This is a genomic window from Hahella sp. HNIBRBA332 (genome assembly GCF_030719035.1).
In the GTDB taxonomy this organism is placed as follows: domain Bacteria; phylum Pseudomonadota; class Gammaproteobacteria; order Pseudomonadales; family Oleiphilaceae; genus Hahella.
The window spans coordinates 4,713,181-4,729,356 of sequence record NZ_CP132203.1 but is presented as its reverse complement, the minus strand read 5'-3'; the positions used below and the strand labels follow the sequence as shown (position 1 = coordinate 4,729,356).

Sequence of the window (16,176 nt, the reverse complement as noted above, 5' to 3'; positions counted from 1 at the left end):
GTTGGTAACTCCCCACTGAGCTCTTTGATTGCGATGAATAACAATAAATACAACCTGGGGCCTGCGCATTGGTCCCGAAGTGCGCTTATCGTCGCGGTGGTTGCCGTGACGCTGCAAGGCTGCGAAAAACTGGAAAACAAACCCAAAGACCCAACGGTTCCCAGCCCGGACTTTGTACTGAGCGGGCTGCAGTATGCGTCGGAAATCTCTCTGCAACGGGATCAGGGGCGCGTGATGCGTTCGGTGATCAGCGGCAACTCGCGAGCAGGGCTGGGCGACCTCCTGAATAAGAGCGGCAATGGCGGTTACGCCAAGATCAACACGCCTAAATACAAATTTGATGACGCGGGCTTTATGAATGCCTCCGGCTCGCGATATGGCGGCATCAGCGCCGCGGGCGATCTCTTCTTCCTGACGGATGTCGCCGCCATCAGCACAACCTTTTACGCCGGCGTTAAAGTCGATGAGACAGCCACCGCTGAAAATCCGGACGGCGATATTGTCTATCAAAAGCCGGACCTCTCCCAGGGCGACTATCTCTGCATTGAAGAAACCTATTTTCCCAGCGGCGCTGACAACAAGCTCACCGTGCAGATTCATAAAGCCACCTTAAACGCAGACGGAAACGGCGTCTTGCAGCGCATCGGCAGCACCGGTGTGGGCGCAGGTTCGGAAAGTCGGGCGATTGCTTACTCTTTTGACGACGAGGCTGTTTTAAGCTGGTCCGATCCGCCTTTGGACGAGGCGTTTGATGAAGTTGTCCAGAACGCAGGCTATACGTTGGACTGTCCTGTGGATAACGACGGCGATCCGGTCTATGACCCCTGTCGCTGGAGCGTACGCACATTGGGGGGCGCGTCGCCTGATGGTCGGGTGTTCCATTTTTCCAGGGTGGCCTGGAAAGAGCAGGTTCCCGTCACTCCTCCTGAAGACGATAGTCCGGGCAACGCGGAAGTCGGCGGCTGGCGACCGGTGGCGAGCGCCGCAATATGTCTGCGCACCGCCACGGATATGGCTAATAATATTCTGCAGGGAGAGTATTGGCTGGGTGTTGTGATTGAAGACCAGGACATCCCCCAGGCGACGTTCAGTCGTCTGACGCTGGATGGCGCGGGCGCTGGCGTAGACAGTCAGATACGCGCTTCGACGGGGATTGCGACGCGGAATCTGAGCGTGTCATATAACGTTGAGCCGAACGGCGAGCTGACTTACAGCGGCCGCATGGGAATCGTATCCGCCGATGGCGAGTTGCTGATATTTGACGCCAGTGATCCTGCAAACGGTAAGATCGGCTTCGGCGTCGCCATGAAAAACCAGAAACCGGCGGGACAAGAAGATTAGGTGAGACGAGAAAGGCGGGACGGATAAAAAGAATAAGAGCCATCTTGCCGATATATCTGCAATTTTCACGCAAGATTTCCGTCTGCAGGGATGTGTGGACGCGCAAAATACGCTAGGATTTTGCGCGTTTATATTCAGATTACCTGATGCCCGGAGAGCGCTCCTGCTTTTTCGGGTCTTGCCGGAGATACTCTATGCCTACCCATGAAATCCGCCATCCCTTGGTCCGTCATAAAATCGGCCTGATGCGGCGGGCTGAAATCAGCACTAAAAGCTTTCGCGAACTCGCCCAGGAAGTAGGAGCGCTGCTGACTTATGAAGCGAGTAAAGATTTCAATCTGGGCACGGAGGTTGTGCAGGGCTGGGCTGGACCGGTGGAAGTGGAAAAGCTGAAAGGCAAGAAAGTGACTGTCGTGCCTATTCTGCGCGCAGGCCTGGGTATGCTGGACGGGGTTTTATCCCTGATTCCTGCGGCCAAAGTCAGCGTAGTCGGCCAGGTTCGCAACGAAGAGACCCTGGAAGCGAAAACCTATCTGGAAAAGCTGGTGGGAGAGCTGGATCAGCGCCTGGCGTTGATTATCGATCCTATGCTGGCGACTGGCGGCTCTATGATTTCCACGATCGATCTGCTCAAGAAAGCGGGCTGCTCCGAAATCCGCGCATTAGTGCTGGTGGCGGCGCCGGAGGGCATCGCCGCAGTGGAGAAAGCCCATCCTGACGTGCATATCTACACCGCCGCCATTGATGAAAGGCTCAATGAGAAAGGTTATATCCTGCCTGGTCTGGGCGACGCCGGCGACCGCATCTTCGGCACCAAGCAGAAGAGCTAAGGTTCGCTCTTTCTACTTGGGAAAGGCCGGCTCTTAGAGCCGGTCCACCAGCGGAGTTGAGTAGTTCAGCTCCATATCCCAGGGAAAACGCATCCAGGTTTCCTGAGACACTTCTTTGATGCACAGGTCCACAAAGGGCCGACCCAGCGGTTTGGCGTAAAGCGTGGCGAAAAAGGCGTTGGGAATCAGGTTACGCACCACTTTCGCGGTTTTGCCCGTATCCACCAGATCGTCCACCAGCAAATAACCTTCTCCATCGCCAATGGCGGAAGCGTCAAAGCTCTTGATGACATTGACGTCATCGGATTGCTTTTGCTCTTCATAGCTGACGGCGCAAACGGTGTCGATGTAGCGAATGCCGAGCTCGCGGGCGATGATGCCAGCGGGAATCAGCCCTCCGCGGGTAATGGCGATAATGCCTTTCCAGCGGCCCATATCGATCAGTTTGCGGCATAACATCCGCGTATCCCGATGAAGTTCTTCCCACGAAATAAAGATGGTTTGATGGTATCTACTGTCGCTCATAGTCTGCTTACGTCACTTTCAGGCTGGCCCGCGACCCCGCCCGGGATCGCTGAGGCATATAAAAGGTTGCATATGCTAACCGCGTTTTTTACCCAGGAACATTCTCCTTTGGATAAAAAACGCCGCCGGACTTATTCGGTTCCGCCGCCCTGTTTGATCCAGGCGCCCAACTGCTGGCGCTCTTCATCGGTCATGTTGGTCAGGTTACCAAGAGGCATGTAGTTGGAATCCACTGCAACCTGTTGAATCTGCTGGAGGTATCGCATAACACTGCTGGTTGTGTCCAGAAGTACGCCGGCAGGCGCCTCCGCAAATCCGGCCTGGGTTGGCTTGGCTGCATGACAACTGGCGCAACGGTTGTGAATAATCGCCGCCGCCTGCATGAAGCCGACCTTATCCACAGCGCCGTCGGCTTGCTGAGAACCTGCGCTTTCCGCTTCGCCAGTACTTTTGACGGTCATCGCCAAACCGATGAACATCAACATGGCTATCACCAGAATAGCAGGTTGTTTTACGCCTCTGTGTTTGAGGTTGAAATAATGACGTGCAAAGGCGGTGATCACGACCAGCGCCGACAGAATGGCCCAGTTCCACTCGTGGCCGTAGGTCATGGGATAGTGGTTGCTGATCATGATGAAGATCAGCGGCAGCGTCATGTAGTTGTTATGGGTGGAGCGCAATTTGGCGTTTTCACCCAGTTTGGGATCGGGCGCAGCGCCGGCCTTGACGGCGTTCACCAGCGCTTTTTGGGAAGGAATGATGATCATCAACACGTTCCCCGCCATCAGCGTTCCCATCAGGGCGCCCACATGAATATAGGCTCCGCGGGCGCTGAAGACCTGGGTCAGACCCCAGCTGGCCAGAATGGCGAGCCCCAATAACAGGCCGCCGAAGACGTAGCCATTACGGGACAGGGGAGAGCGGCATAAGCCGTCGTACAGCGCCCAGCCCGCAACCAGCAGGCCGACGCCGATGCCGATAGCCTGCCACTGGCTAAGCTCCATCACAGATTTATCGATCAGGTAGGTCTCCGCCCCGAAGTAGTACATCAGGGACAGTAGCATGAATCCGGTCAACCAGGTGGTGTACGCCTCCCATTTGAACCAGTGCAGCGTGGCCGGCATTTTTTCCGGCGCCAGGCGGTACTTGGCGACTTCATAAAAGCCGCCGCCATGAATGGCCCATAAATCGCCTTTGATGCCCTTTTCTTTTTTCCAGTCCGGCGGGTCCTGCAGGGAGTTGTCCAGCCAGACAAAGTAAAAGGAGGCGCCGATCCACGCCACGCCTGCGATAACGTGAAACCAGCGGATGAAAAGATTAATCCAGTCGATGTAATACGGGTCCATTCTGACCTCAAAGCAGAGTCTAATTGTTATTGGTCAATGAAGCCGCGTCCGCGGCTTCCAGCGTTTTTGTTATTTAATCCGGCGGACCTGCACAGGTCAGGCCGTGTTATTGCTTCTTATGAACGCAGCGTCCAGCCGCGTAGGTCGCGCGTATGGCGCGGTCGTCTCCCAGTATGCTGAAGGCGAACAGCTGCTCCGCCAGACTGCGGCAGTTTTCCATGCGCAGTTGCAGCAGCGGCGTGGCGCGTTTATCCAGCACCACGAAGTCCGCTTCCTTACCGGCAGTGAAACCGCCCAGGACGTGATCCAGCTCCAGTGCTCTGGCGCCGCCCAGCGTGGCCAGATAGAAGCTCTTGAACGGCGTCAGCGCATGCCCGCGCAGCTGCATGACTTTGTAAGCCTCGTTTAAGGTTTGCAGCAGGGAGAAACTGGTGCCGCCGCCTACGTCCGTGCCCAGACCTACTTTGACCTTGTGTCGCTCGGCTTCTTCCAGCGCGAACAGACCACTGCCGAGGAACAGGTTGGAAGTGGGACAGAACGCCAGCGCGGAATCTGAGCTGTGCAGCCGTTTCCATTCCTCTTCGCACAGATGAATGCCATGAGCCAAGACGGCGCGTTTGCTGAGCAGGCCGTAATGGTCATAGACGTCCAGATAGTTGGCGCACTGTGGGAACAGTTCTTTCACCCAGTCGCACTCGGCGGGGTTTTCCGACAAGTGTGTGTGCATGTAAGCGTCTGGATATTCCTCTCGCAAACGGCCCGCCGCCGCCAACTGTTCCGGCGTGCTGGTGGGAGCGAAACGCGGCGTCACGGCGTAGAGCAAGCGACCTTTGCCGTGCCACTTCTCCAGCAGAGCCTTACTGTCCAGATAGCTGCTTTCCGCGGTATCACAAAGATAGTCCGGCGCATTGCGGTCCATCATGACCTTGCCGCAGATCATGCGCAGATCGCGCGCCAGCGCTTCTTCGAAAAACATATCCACCGATTCCGGGTGCACGGTGCCGAACACCAGCGCCGTGGTCGTGCCGTTTTTCAGCAGTTCGTCCAGAAATACACGCGCCACTCTGCGCGCATGTTGCGGGTCCTGAAAGTCGCGCTCAGTGGGGAAGGTGTAGGTATTCAGCCACTCCAGCAATTGTTTGCCGAAGGCGCCGATCATCTCGGTTTGTGGATAGTGAATATGGGTGTCGATAAACCCCGGAACGATCAGGCTGTCGGGATGAATCTCGATCACTGCGCCGTCGGGAAGCGTCGGGAGCAGGTCGCTGTAGGCTCCGGCGGCGGTTATTTTGCCGTCTGCGACGACAAGCAGGCCGTCTTCCCAGTACTGATAACTGGCTTCTTCACCCACTTCCGCTGGATCGGCGATCATATGGAAAAGCGGGCCGCGATGGGCGCTGATGGAGCTTGTCATGGCGTGTCAGGGTTCCTCATTTTGTATCAAAATCAACGGATTATAAGTCAATTGTCCAGGGCGCGCCGGGCAATTCTATTTCATCGCAGTTATTGCCCGGACCTTTACGATCCACGACCAGGAAGTCGCTGACGTCATCCAGCGCCAGACAATAGTGATGCCAGACGCCTTTGTGGTAATTCACGCCTTGACCTGGTTGCGCCAGAAAGGCTTCTACTTTCTCCGCATCGAAATCTCCTGGCGGCGCCACCACCACCAAATAAGGGCGGGGGCTCAATGGGTAGAACGCCTGACTTCCCAGCGGGTGCCGCTCCATGATGCGGATAGTGACCGGCTGCGATAACGGAGTAGAACGGAACAGGCTGATAATGGGCGCGCCGTCGGAGTCTGCCACATCCACCGTCGCCAGTTGGTGGTAGCGCTCCGTTTGCCCGTAGTTAATGGTGAAATGCTCGCTGCCGGCGTCGGCGATGATGACCTCGCCATAAGGCGCGAAAGCTTCACGAGTCAGCGCTTGGGGACGTAAGCGACGCGCGGACATCTCAGCTGCCCCGGTAAGTGGAATAGCCATAGGGCGAGAGCAAAAGAGGAATATGGTAGTGCTCGCCGTCGCCGCTGATTTCAAACACGACGTCCACATAGGGGTAGAAGCAGGTCTCAGGGCCGCGATAACCCGGCGTGTGCGTGAGCTTCTTGAAGTAGGCGGCGGTGTCGAAGGCCATCAGATAGCGACCCGCCGGCAATACCGCGCTTTCATCCAGCAGACTGGGCAGACGGCCGTCAGCGTTGGTCTCGCCGCCGCCGATCTGCTCCCAATCGTCGTCAACAAAAGCAAAGAAGCGAATAGGAACGCCAGCGGCGGGCTTGCCCTGGGCGGTGTCCAGTACATGGGTGGTGATCTGGCTCATAACAGTTTCTCCAAGCGGATGCGGGTGATTTTGCGTTGTTCTTCCGCAGCGTTTATAACTTCCTCGCTACGCGCGTTGGGGAGTCTCGCCTCCAGCAGCGACAGCATTTCCGCCGCACTTTTACCGGTGGCGCAGACAATGAAAATAAAGCCGAATTTGTCTTCATAAGCCTGATTCCCAGTGGCCAGGCGCTGCAGGGTGTCCTCGTCGGCGCTGTTGACGCCGGACTGCTCGCCGGCGGCCAGGGCTTTGGTCTGAGCGTACTTGGCGCGTAGAGAATTAACGTCGCCGATCTTGGGATGGCCGGCGAAGGCTTCCAGATAATCCTGCTCAGTTAATCCCGCCCAGATGCGGTCGGCGGTTTCGTATACAGCCGCCTGATTGGCGAATGGACGCGCCGTCGTCATGCCTCGCGCCCAGGCTTCGCTACTGCAGCAGGTCAGAAACGTCGCCTGCGCCGTCTGCTCCGGCAGGGTGTTGAGTTGTTCTAGCGTCATCTGGCTCATTTGGGATACCCCAACACGCGCAGACGGCTGACGCCGCCATCAGGATAAATATTCAGGCGCAGGTGAGTGAACGCGGTGGCTTTGTCCAGGATTTCGTCCATAAACAGGTGTTCGCGGTGCGCATGCAGCTTGGTTTCTGGAATGATGGCTTGCCAGTCCAGGGCTTTCAGGCTGTCTGCGTCCGTGGTGTTCGGGTCCGCCGCTACGGCGCCTTCCAGAGAAAAGCGGTCAGGATAGTTGCCTTTGAAGTGGCAGGTGTCGACGATCACTTTCTGCAAGGCTCCCGGCGCCGCCAGACGCATGATCAGCCAGTCGTAGCCTGGGCCGCGACGCCGTTTGGTTTCCCAGCCGTCGCCCATATTGACGCCGCGTCCGGGCATCAGCAGGTTTTGCATGTCGCTGAAGAACATATCGCTGCACAACAGCGCGCGACCGCCGTTGGCGATAGCGGCCAGATCCACCAGCTCCCCGGGCAGGGTGCGTGACCAGTCCACCTGGGGATAGCCGTACACTCGCAACCGCGCCACGCCGCCGTCGGGGTAAATATTCAAGCGTACGTGGGTCCAGTTTTCGGCGCTGTCTACCTTGATCAGGTTCTGGCTGTGAGCGTTGACGTTGGTCTTTGGCAGGATTTCCGTCCACTGCGTGCTGGCGTCTGGCTCGCCCAGACAGTAACAGGCGTCCAGAGACACTGACGCCGGCGCGTTGCCGCGGAAGTGATTGGTGTCGGCGTCGATAAAATCAATGCGGCCGGGTGCGCCCAGGCGCAACGTGCACCAGTCGTAACCACCGTCGCGGCGACGCCGTGACTCCCAGCCATCCATCCATTTGCCGTTATCCGTGTATTTGTCGGCGATGAAAACGCCGCGTCCGGATTTGATCAGGTTGTCCTTGGAGGCGAAAAAGTCGTCGCTACAAGACAATACCTGGGTTCCCAGGCGCTCGGCCGCCAAGTTCAGGGCGCCCGGGTAGGGCAGTTCAAAGTCGATGGCGTGACTCATACAGAGAATTCCAAAATAAGTGTGGAGGTTAATCGTTGTTGTTTGTTGTTCATGGCGTCCGCGTTCAGCCTGCTTGGCTTTCTCTCAGCAACGGCTGACCTTTGGCGACGCCGATAAATTGGTCGTCCTTGTAAACGCATTGGCCACGCAGCCAAGTCTGGCGGATAACGCCAGTGGTCTGCATGCCTTCATAAGGCGTAATTTTGTGGCGGTGGTTGATCATGTCCTTGCTGACGGTGACCGCCTGATGATCGTCAAACACCAGCACGTCCGCGTCATAACCCGGCGCCAGGCGGCCTTTGCGATGGGATAAGCCTGCGAAACGGGCGGTTTCCCAACTCATCAGGCGGGAAATAAAGGGCAGCGACAGGCCGCGTTGGTGAGCTTCATGCCATACCAACGGCAGGCTGAACTGGAGAGCGGAAATGCCGCCCCAGGCTTTTTCGATGTCGCCGCTGTCGATTTCTTTCAGTTGTGGCGTGCAGGGAGAGTGGTCGGACACCACAAAGTCGATCAGTCGCTGCTCCAGCGCTCGCCATAAGTGTTCGCGGTTATCGTTCTCGCGAATGGGCGGGCAGCATTTGAACAGCGTTTTGCCGTCAGGGATGGCTTCAGCGAACAGGGTCAGGTAGTGGGGACAGGTTTCCACGGTGAAAGACAGTCCCGACGCCTTGGCGGCGCCGATGGCGGCCAGCGCCTCGGCGGAAGACAGGTGCACGATATGCACCTTGCAGTCCACTCCTTGCGCCTTGAAATCGCGGGCGGCGTTGATCATCAGGTCGATAGCGTCGTTTTCCCAGGCTTTGGGACGCGAAGCGAGGAAGCTCTGATAGCTATGGCCGATTGCGGGCGGCGGGCTGTGCTCTTTGTCCAGTTCTGCGTGAATCAGATAGGGGACGCCGTAGCGCGCCAATATCGGCATGGCCCGCTTGACGTCGCTCTCCGTCACTGGCGGAAACTCATCGATTCCAGAGTCGATCAGAAACGACTTTACACCCAGCACGCCTGCGTCCAGCAGCGCAGGCAACTCATCGATATTCTCTGGCACGACGCCGCCCCAGAAGCCGCAGTCGACCCAGAGTTTGTCAGACACGGCCTCCAGCTTGATACGAAAGGCGTCAGCGGTGGTGGTGACCGGGATGCAGTTCAGCGGCATGTCCACCAGGGTGGTGATGCCTCCCGCTGCGGCGGCTTGAGTGGCGGTATTGAAGCCTTCCCATTCCGTGCGGCCGGGTTCGTTAATATGCACGTGAGTGTCCACCAGACCGGGCATCACTACGTCATTGCCGACATCCACCAACTCGTAGTCGGCGTCTATCGACATATCATAAGGCTGCACTTCCACGATTTTTCCGCCGGCGATCAGCACTGTGGCGGGCTGCATGCCCTGATCGGTGATCACACGGCGGCTGCGAATGGCGACGCCACTCATAAAGTCTCTCCTGAGGATGTTTGCGTTGACGTTGAAGAGTCCGTGTCGCTGGCGTCGCGCGGCTCAGTCTTCTGGTCGGCGGCCCAGCTTTTGATGTCCTTCCAGGCCACGCCTTGCTGCGTGGGCTTTGCGGAGGTGTGATACAAGCCGATCAGCTCGGCGGCGATGGACACCGCCACTTCCATCGGCTGCTTGCCGGGGACGGCGGACAGGCCCACCGGACAGCTCACGCGCTCAACCTGACTGGACGCCACGCCGCGATAGTCAAAACGCTGGCGGAAACGCGCCCATTTTGTGGCGGAGCCGATCAGTCCCAAATACGCGAAGCGGTCCTGGCGCAGGATCTTTTCCGCCAGCTCGTAATCCAGCTGATGATTATGGGTCAGAATCAGGTAATAGAGGTTATCCGGCAGATCGTCGATCACATCGCAGGGATAGGCGTCCACCCGTTTATGGGTGTTGGCGGGAAGCGTTTCAGGAAACAGCTCTTCCCGGGCGTCGATCCAGGTGACTTGCACCGGCAGCTCCGCCAGTACCGTCACCAGCGCTTTGGCGACATGGCCGGCGCCGAACAAGGCGATCTGCGTGGGGCAGGGGGCAAAGGCTTCGAACAGGACGGTAGCGCTGCCGCCGCAACACTGGCCCAGGCTGGCGCCCAGAGGAAAGTGCTCCATGTGCTGGCTATAATCCTGCCTGGCCAGCATCTCCCGCGCCATAGCGGTGGCTTTGAACTCCAGATGGCCGCCACCAATGGTGTCGAAGGTGGCGTCGGCGGACACCACCATTTTGGTTCCACTGTCCCGGGGCGTGGAGCCGCGCGCGCCGATCAGAGTAATCAGTACGAAAGGCTGCCCGGCGCGGCTGAGCCGCTGGGTGACTTCGAACCATTGCTCTTTATACATGGCTTACTCTCCCTTGGCGGCGCTCAAGGTCGCCTCCACCGCCGCCAGCACTTTCTCAGGTGTGGAGGGCGTGTGCAGCGGCGGATCAATACGGTAATCCGTCAGGCTGGAAATGGCGTCTTTCAGGGCGCACCAGACAGAGATCGCCAACATGAACGGCGGCTCGCCCACCGCTTTGGAATGATAAATGGTTTCTTCGCGATTGGGTTCGTTCGGCAATAATTCCACATTCAGCACTTCCGGCAGGTCGCCCAGCGTGGGAATCTTGTAGTTCGCCGGACTGTTGCTGAGCAGCCGGCCATTGGCGTCCCAGCAGACTTCCTCGGTGGTGAGCCAGCCCATGCCCTGGATAAAACCGCCCTCGATCTGGCCAATGTCGATGGCGGGATTCAGTGATTTACCCACGTCATGCAGAATATCCGCCCGCAGCACCTTATATTCCCCGGTCAAGGTGTCGACGATTACTTCCGAAGCGGCGACGCCATTGGCGAAGTAAAAGAAAGGGCGTCCGGACGCAGTCTCGCGGTCGTAATGGATTTTCGGCGTTTTATAGAAGCCGGTGGCGGACAGGGACACGCGGCCCATGTAAGCCTGTTGGATAAACTCGGCGAATGGGTACGCTTTTTCTCCCACATGGACATTATTGTCTGCGAAGTAAACCTGCTCAGGCGTCACCTGATAGTGCTCGCAGGCGAATTCGATCAGTCTGCCCTTGATGGTCTGCGCGGCGTTTTGCGCCGCTTTACCATTCAGGTCCGTGCCGGAAGACGCGGCCGTTGGCGAGGTATTGGGCACTTTGTCCGTACGGGCGGCGGAGACGACGATGTTGTCCACATCAACCTGAAACTCTTGAGCGACGATCTGCGCCACTTTGGTGTACAGGCCCTGACCCATTTCCGTCCCGCCGTGGTTCAGGTGAATGCTGCCGTCGGTGTAAATATGAATCAGCGCGCCAGCCTGATTAAGGTGCTGCACGGTGAAGGAGATGCCGAATTTCACCGGCGTCAGCGCCAGCCCTTTTTTCAAGATTGGGCTGGACGCGTTGAAAGCGCGAATGGCCGCCTTGCGGGCGTGGTAGTCCGCATCCGCCATGAGCTTGCGAGTCATCAGCGGAATCAGGTTCTGCTCTACTTTTTGATGGTAGGGCGTGACGTCATGGCCGCCTTGTTTGAAGTCATAGCGCTCATGATCTTCCCGGTAATAGTTCAACAGACGCACTTCCACCGGATCTTTGCCGACGCGTCGGGCGATCGCCTCAATCATGGCTTCCGCCGCCATCATGCCTTGTGGTCCACCGAAGCCGCGAAATGCGGTATTGGAAACTGTATGCGTCTTGCAGCGGTTGCCGATAATGTTGGCGTTAGCAAGGAAGTAGGCGTTATCGGCGTGAAACATGGCGCGGTCGACGATGGCGTCGGACAGGTCCGGCGAATAGCCGCACAGTCCATTGACGGTAATGTCGGCGCCTAATATACGCCCCTCGTCGTCAAAGCCCACGTCAAAATGATTATGGAAGTGATGGCGCTTGCCGGTCATTTCCATGTCGTCGCTGCGACTGAGGCGGAACTTCACTGGCCGGCCGCTTTTTCGCGCCAGCACCGCAGCCAGACAGGCCCAGGGCGCGGCCTGAGTCTCTTTGCCGCCGAAACCGCCGCCCATCCGACGCACGTCGACGGTGATGCGGTTGAAGGGAACATCGAGTACTTCCGCCACCAGCTTTTGCACTTCCGAAGGGTGCTGGCTGGAAGCGAAGATATGCATGCCGCCGTCTTCTTCCGGGATCGCCAGGGAAATCTGCCCTTCCAGATAGAAATGCTCCTGACCGCCTACCTCTATGTCGCCGCGCAGGCGATTGGGGGCGTTGGCGAGCGCTGTCTCCGGCTCGCCCAGACGCATCTGATGAGGCGGACGCACAAACAGTTGTTGTTGCAGGGCGTCTTCAATAGTGAGCGTCGCTGGCAGGACTTCATATTCTACTTCCGCCAGTTTCACCGCGCGGCGCGCAGCGTCATGACTTTCCGCCGCGACGGCGAATAGCGGCTGACCGACGAATTCCACTTTATCTTTGACCAGCAACATATCGCCGGGAAATACCGGACCGATATCCAGATGACCGGGTATGTCATCGGCGGTAATCACGCACAACACGCCCGGCGCGGCGCGGACTTTGTCCAGATTCATGGAAATGACGCGGGCGTGGGCGTGTGGGCTTTTGCCTACGCAGCCATACAATTGTCCCGCGTGAGGAAAACGGTCGTCGATATATTGAGCGGCGCCGGCCACATGCTTGTGGGCGCTGTCATGCTTGGCGTCACGGCCGGCCTTGGGAGAGCCTTGAGTCGTCGGCGCCTGAGGTTGCGCCATGGCGCCGCCATCCAGCTTGACCTCAAGTGGTTTGCCGAGTTTGTTCAACAGATCACGCATAGTGAAATACCCTCGTCGCCACCGCCCCATCGGCGCTTTCAATATACAACCGCTGCAACAGATTAGCAGCCACTTTGCGCCGGTAATCGGCGCTGGCGCGGACATCGCTCAAAGGTGAAAACTCCTGCATGATCTCCGTCTGGGCCGCTTGGATAGTGTCTGGCGTCCAGGGTTGTTGCAACATCGCCTGTTCGGTAAGCGTGGCGCGTTTGGGTATCGCCGCCATACCGCCGACGCCAAGTCGGATGTCCGTCACTGAGCCGTTCTCTATCTTGAGATAACAGGCCAGACACACGGCGGAAATGTCATCCTCCAGGCGCTTGCTGACTTTATACAGATGCAGGCTGGCGTCCGGACGGGCGCGGGGAATACTGATGGAAGCGATGAACTCGCCGGGCTGCAAGGCGGTTTTCTTGTAATCCAGGAAAAACTGATCCAGCGGCAGGCGGCGGCTGTGTGCGCCTTTGCGCAAGGTTAAAACGGCGTTCAACGCCAGCAGAACCGGCGGCATGTCGCCGATAGGGGATGCATTGCCGATATTGCCGCCAAGGGTGCCCTGGTTGCGCACTTGCATCGAGCCCAGGCGCTCCAGGAAGGGCTCCATGTCTGGGTATTCCTGCGCCAGCGCGGACATGGCGCGCTCGTAAGTGACCGCGGCGCCGATTTCCAGAGTGTCTTCGGTCATGGTCAACGTGGCCATTTCAGTGACCGCGCCGACATAAATAATGTTGTCGAGCTGCTTCAACTGCTGGGTGACCTCCAGCGCCAGATCAGTGCCGCCGGCCAGCAGACGGGAGTTTGGCGCTGCGTCATAAAACTGGGCGAGTTGATCCAGTGAGGTTGGCAGCTGGAAGTGTTTGGCGGCGCCTTGGTCGTCGCGAGTGACGGAGCCGGGCCCTTGCGCTTTGATGGCGACCAACTTGGCGCAGATGGCGGCTTCATCTTCTTTGATTTGCGTCAGTTGTTCCGGCGAGGTGGCTTGGCGGGCGGCGTCCAGAATTGGTCGATAGCCGGTGCAGCGACACAGATTGCCGGCCAGATAAGCCTCTCCTTCCTGACGTGAGCAGGGGCGCGCATCCGCCTTTTGCTGTTTATGCTGATATAAGGCGTACAGGGACATAACGAAACCCGGCGTGCAGAAACCGCACTGGGAGCCGTGCTGGTCCACCATGGCCTGTTGCACCGGGTGCAGGGCGCCGCGCCGGTTAAGATATTCAACGGTAATGAGCTGTTTGCCGTGCAACCCGCCCAGGAAGGTAATGCAGGTATTAATGGAGCGGTAGGCTAATGCGCCGTTTTCCTCTGTGGCGATCACCGCGGTGCAGGCTCCGCAGTCGCCGGAGGCGCAGCCCTCTTTGGTTCCGGTCAGCCCCTTATTGGTGCGCAAGAACTCTAAAATGGTCAAATCCGGGTCAAAATTATCGAGCTCTAAGGCGTCGTCGTTCAGTAAAAATCGAATCACCGTGGCGTACCTTGGTCTTTTTATTACAGCTTACTAAAAATTTTTTGTTATAACGTCCGCATGTCGCCGCTTAGTTTCATGCGCAGACAGCCGCTCGTTTTTCACGCCTGTCCTTATAGCTTACGCCCTTTAAAAAACTTGTCTACATGGTCAGGTTATTATTTACATACAATTCCGGTCAACCTATAGTTCAAGTCAGATCTGATCGAACATTAGGCGGAATTTAACGTCGATGTAAGGTTAGCAAATGTTTTGCCAAAGTTGATCAACTGGTCAATAAATAAAAAACTGACCAGTTGGCCAAAAATTTGCATTCGGAATGAACGCAAACCGGCATAAGGCGGTCTGAACCCACTGAAATAGCGGTGTTCGGGCGGTTGAAATTGCCGGGGTTTATGTTGATGATGCGGCCCCTGTTTGACCTGGGCCGACGTCAAACCCCGGAGCCGGACCAGAATAAAAACAGCAGAAATATTCCAAAGAGGCTTGGCAGCGCATGACTATCGATATTGATCTTCCTCCGCCGAGTAAGGACTACCGGCTGCAGCTACAGGGAATCACCAAGCAGTATCCTGGCTGCCTGGCTAATGATCGCGCACATCTCAATATCCGTCCTGGCGAAGTGCACGCCCTGCTTGGCGAGAATGGGGCCGGCAAAAGCACTTTGATGAAAATTATCTACGGGGTTACCTGGCCTGACGCCGGCGTCATTTACTGGGAAGGCGAGCCAGTGGAGATCGCTGATCCAGGCGCGGCGCGCAGATTGGGCATCGGCATGGTGTTCCAACACTTCTCTTTATTCGAGACGCTTACGGTCGCCGAGAACATTTCTCTCAGTCTACCCAAAGATCAGGTGCGCGACCGCGCCGCTTTATCCCGCCGTATCAGTGACGTTTCCAGCAAATACGGCATGGCGCTGAATCCGGACCGGCTGGTGCATACCTTATCTATCGGCGAGCGTCAGCGGGTCGAGATCGTGCGCTGTCTGCTGCAGGATATCAAGCTGCTGATCCTGGATGAGCCGACGTCAGTGTTAACGCCTCAAGAAGTCGATCAATTATTCGCCACGCTGCGGCAACTGTCCCAGGAAGGCTGCAGCATTCTATTTATAAGCCACAAGCTGAATGAAGTGCGCGCCCTGTGCGATAGCGCCACCATTTTGCGGGCGGGCAGAGTCAGTGGTCATTGTGCGCCAGCGGAAGAGACCAATCACAGTATCGCTCGCCTGATGGTGGGGGACGATACGCCAGTGCATGCAGAGCATGAAAAGACGACCGGCGGCGAAGACTATTTAATTGTAGAGAATCTGTCAGTGAAGACGGATGATCCTTTTGGCGTCAACCTGGAGTCCCTCAGCTTCACCGTGAAAGCCGGTGAAATTCTCGGTGTGGCGGGCGTGGCCGGCAACGGACAGGAAGAGCTGCTGGCGGCGCTGAGCGGGGAGACGGTGGTTCTGGATTCCCCCGCAGCGATTCGCCTGCTGGCGCAGCCGGTGGCGGCGTTGGCGTCGGGACAGCGCCGCAAACTGGGAGTGGGCTTTGTACCGGAAGAGCGGTTGGGCCGCGGCGCGGTGCCGGATATGAGCCTGAAAGAAAACGGACTGTTGACCGGCTATTTCCAGGGACTGACCAAAGCCGGCCTGATCAGCATGCCGGCGGTGCGCAAATTCGCTGAAACCGTGCGCACCCGCTTCAACGTCAAAGCGCCCAATACGGAAACGCATGCTAAATGCCTCTCCGGGGGCAATCTGCAAAAGTTCATCATTGGCCGCGAAATCCTGCAGAACCCTAAGCTCCTGATCGCAGCGCACCCGACCTGGGGCGTGGATGTGGGCGCCGCGCTGGCGATTCACAAAGCGTTGATCGAACTACGCGACCGTGGCGCTGCTATTCTGGTGGTGTCGGAAGACCTGGACGAGCTGTTCGCCATCAGCGATCGCATATGCGCCCTGTACGTGGGTAAGATCTCTCCGATTAAAGAGACCAGGGAGACGACCATCGCAGAAGTAGGCGGCTGGATGGGCGGCGACTTTCTGGAGTCGTCGCAATCCTCGCCGAAACAAGCGGTGGGGGCCTGATGGATGAG

General features: G+C 57.7%; 14 protein-coding genes. 3 read left to right on the top strand and 11 right to left on the bottom strand.

Annotated elements, in window-relative coordinates; translation table 11 throughout:
- Window positions 1–33 precede the first annotated feature (33 nt).
- Together O5O45_RS20870 and upp are read left to right on the top strand one after the other, a co-directional pair.
- Complete coding sequence (locus O5O45_RS20870; RefSeq protein ID WP_305901273.1) at window positions 34–1,341, top strand: hypothetical protein; 1,308 nt, start codon at window positions 34–36, stop codon at window positions 1,339–1,341.
- A gap of 194 nt (window positions 1,342–1,535) precedes the next feature.
- The gene (gene upp, locus O5O45_RS20865) at window positions 1,536–2,171 is read left to right on the top strand and encodes a uracil phosphoribosyltransferase (RefSeq protein WP_011395043.1); all 636 of its coding nucleotides are present in this window, start codon (window positions 1,536–1,538) and stop codon (window positions 2,169–2,171) included.
- Between the two features lie 33 nt (window positions 2,172–2,204).
- Here the strand turns inward: upp and gpt are convergent, their stop codons facing one another.
- From gpt to xdhA, 11 genes are all read right to left on the bottom strand, one after another.
- Window positions 2,205–2,696, bottom strand: coding sequence for a xanthine phosphoribosyltransferase (gene gpt / locus O5O45_RS20860; RefSeq protein ID WP_305901272.1), 492 nt, complete (start codon window positions 2,694–2,696; stop codon window positions 2,205–2,207).
- A 131-nt stretch (window positions 2,697–2,827) separates the two neighbouring features.
- Window positions 2,828–4,042: a urate hydroxylase PuuD gene (locus O5O45_RS20855; RefSeq protein ID WP_305901271.1), complete on the bottom strand. Its 1,215-nt coding sequence runs from the start codon at window positions 4,040–4,042 to the stop codon at window positions 2,828–2,830.
- 106 nt (window positions 4,043–4,148) lie between these two features.
- Entirely contained in the window at window positions 4,149–5,456 is a 1,308-nt protein-coding gene (gene guaD, locus O5O45_RS20850; protein WP_305901270.1) for a guanine deaminase, read from the bottom strand.
- 40 nt (window positions 5,457–5,496) lie between these two features.
- On the bottom strand, window positions 5,497–5,997 hold the full coding sequence (locus O5O45_RS20845; RefSeq protein ID WP_305901269.1) for an ureidoglycolate lyase: 501 nt from the start codon (window positions 5,995–5,997) through the stop codon (window positions 5,497–5,499).
- A 1-nt stretch (window position 5,998) separates the two neighbouring features.
- Window positions 5,999–6,364 (bottom strand): hydroxyisourate hydrolase, encoded by a 366-nt coding sequence (gene uraH / locus O5O45_RS20840; RefSeq protein ID WP_305901268.1) that lies wholly within the window; start codon window positions 6,362–6,364, stop codon window positions 5,999–6,001.
- On the bottom strand, window positions 6,361–6,870 hold the full coding sequence (uraD, locus tag O5O45_RS20835; protein ID WP_305901267.1) for a 2-oxo-4-hydroxy-4-carboxy-5-ureidoimidazoline decarboxylase: 510 nt from the start codon (window positions 6,868–6,870) through the stop codon (window positions 6,361–6,363). The genes uraH and uraD overlap by 4 nt, the downstream gene beginning before the upstream one ends.
- Window positions 6,867–7,871, bottom strand: a complete 1,005-nt coding sequence (alc, locus tag O5O45_RS20830) for an allantoicase (protein ID WP_305901266.1) — start codon at window positions 7,869–7,871, stop codon at window positions 6,867–6,869. The genes uraD and alc overlap by 4 nt, the downstream gene beginning before the upstream one ends.
- 64 nt (window positions 7,872–7,935) lie before the next feature.
- Window positions 7,936–9,303, bottom strand: coding sequence for an allantoinase AllB (gene allB, locus O5O45_RS20825; RefSeq protein ID WP_305901265.1), 1,368 nt, complete (start codon window positions 9,301–9,303; stop codon window positions 7,936–7,938).
- Complete coding sequence (xdhC, locus tag O5O45_RS20820) at window positions 9,300–10,205, bottom strand: xanthine dehydrogenase accessory protein XdhC (RefSeq protein ID WP_305901264.1); 906 nt, start codon at window positions 10,203–10,205, stop codon at window positions 9,300–9,302. Before xdhC ends, allB begins: the two co-directional genes overlap by 4 nt.
- Before the next feature lie 3 nt (window positions 10,206–10,208).
- Complete coding sequence (gene xdhB, locus O5O45_RS20815) at window positions 10,209–12,629, bottom strand: xanthine dehydrogenase molybdopterin binding subunit (protein WP_305901263.1); 2,421 nt, start codon at window positions 12,627–12,629, stop codon at window positions 10,209–10,211.
- Entirely contained in the window at window positions 12,622–14,091 is a 1,470-nt protein-coding gene (xdhA, locus tag O5O45_RS20810; protein WP_305901262.1) for a xanthine dehydrogenase small subunit, read from the bottom strand. Before xdhA ends, xdhB begins: the two co-directional genes overlap by 8 nt.
- A 496-nt stretch (window positions 14,092–14,587) precedes the next feature.
- On the opposite strand from xdhA, the gene O5O45_RS20805 reads away from it, so the two are divergent.
- Window positions 14,588–16,168, top strand: a complete 1,581-nt coding sequence (locus O5O45_RS20805; RefSeq protein ID WP_305901261.1) for an ABC transporter ATP-binding protein — start codon at window positions 14,588–14,590, stop codon at window positions 16,166–16,168.
- Window positions 16,169–16,176: the final 8 nt, after the last annotated feature.